The organism is Dietzia sp. B44 (genome assembly GCF_014145245.1).
In the GTDB taxonomy this organism is placed as follows: domain Bacteria; phylum Actinomycetota; class Actinomycetes; order Mycobacteriales; family Mycobacteriaceae; genus Dietzia; species Dietzia natronolimnaea.
Genome location: NZ_JAALEF010000494.1, coordinates 1 through 1,448 on the forward strand (window position 1 = coordinate 1; position 1,448 = coordinate 1,448).

At 65.6% G+C, this 1,448-nt stretch carries 2 protein-coding genes; one reads left to right on the forward strand and one right to left on the reverse strand.

Annotated features, from left to right (window positions below):
• Positions 1 to 165: 165 nt before the first annotated feature.
• Positions 166 to 984 (reverse strand): mycofactocin-coupled SDR family oxidoreductase, encoded by an 819-nt coding sequence (locus tag G6017_RS14770; protein WP_182618032.1) that lies wholly within the window; start codon positions 982 to 984, stop codon positions 166 to 168.
• A gap of 186 nt (positions 985 to 1,170) precedes the next feature.
• Between G6017_RS14770 and G6017_RS14775 the strand changes: the two genes are divergently transcribed.
• Positions 1,171 to 1,448: helix-turn-helix domain-containing protein (locus tag G6017_RS14775; protein ID WP_182618034.1), on the forward strand; the 278-nt coding region annotated here is incomplete at its 3' end.

Sequence of the window (1,448 nt, forward strand, 5' to 3'; positions counted from 1 at the left end):
CTGAGCCGCCGCCCCCGCGGCCCGGGCCATCTGACCTCCAGCCGGCCCGGGCCCCGGCGGCGGACGAGGAGTGCTGCTGCCGAGCGGCGTCACTCGTTGCTTCGATCGCGGATGAAAACGGTGGCGTCTACTATCTTCGCGACGACCTCAGCGGCTCGGGCAGCGTCAGAAGTACTGCGAGCCGCCGTCGATGCTGATGTGCTCGGCGGTGATGAACTTCGACTCGTCCGAGGCGAGGAATGCCACCACGTTCGAGATCTCCTCCGGCTCGGCATAGGCCTGCTCGAGGAACGTCGAACCCATCAGGTTCAGCGGCGGATTAGTCTCGCCCACGGCTTCGAGCTGGCTCACCATGTCGCCGCCGCCCATCGGAGTCGCCACCCCACCTGGGTGGATGCTGTTGACCCGCACGTTCTTGGGCCCGAGCTCCGCGGCGAAGGCGCGTGTCATGCCCACCAGGGCGTGCTTGGAGGTGGTGTAGTGCACCATGAACGGCTGCATCTTCTTGCCCGCGTACGAGCTGGTGACGATGATCGACCCGCCGCCCGCGGCGATCACGTGATGCGCGGTGGCCATGACGGTGTTCCACACGCCGGTGGTGTTGATGTCGAGGGTCGCGCCGAAGGTCTCCGGGGTGATCGAGTCCCACGCTTGCGGGATACAGATGCCCGCGTTGGCCACCACCACATCCAGGCGGCCGAGTTCAGCCACGCCGTCGTCGACAATCTTCTTCATCCCGTCAAGATCGCGCACATCACCGACCGACAGCAGCGCCCGGCGCCCCTGCTCCTCGACGAGACGGCGCGTCTCCTCCAGGTCCTGCTCGGTGGCCTCGTCATATGGGATCGCGTCGATGATCGGTCCCGCGATGTCCAGGCCGATGATGTCGGCACCCTCGGAGGCAAGGCGAACCGCGTGCGTCCTGCCCTGGCCCCGAGCCACTCCTGTGATGAATGCGACCTTGCCCTCGAGCCGTCCCGTCATGATCAGTCTCCTTAAGCCGGTGTACCCCTACGGTATTCGGAATGCTGTGCGCTGGTGACGATTCGCCGCGCTGGCGCTGTCCAGCTCTTCCGGAAACCCCTGGGGGTAGGGCTTGGGCACAGCAACGTCCTTCCAGGCCGGGTGAATTCCAGTGGTCGGTGCAACACGGATCGTGGAGGTCGTGTTGTGACGTTGTCGGTGTTGGTGCATGCCAGGTGCGTGAGGTTGCTGCTGGAGGGCAAGAACAAGGTTCAGGTCGCCCGTGAGTTGGGGGTGTCGCGGACTTGGGTGAAGGGGTGGACCCGCTCGCGCGGTTTGATGTGCTCGATGGGCCCGGATGCGGGGTTGACCAGCGAGTCTCGTGAGCGTGCGCGGGTCTTGCTGGAGAGACTGTGCGGCGTGGACCCCCGCCTGGAAAGCGCAGATCAGCGCAGCTATTGGGCATCTCCGTTAGTTCGTCGGGG

What these genes read in the sequence shown, in the direction of transcription:
- G6017_RS14770 (WP_182618032.1), bottom strand. Translation starts at nt 984, where the DNA reads ATGACGGGACGGCTCGAGGGCAAGGTCGCATTCATCACAGGAGTGGCT.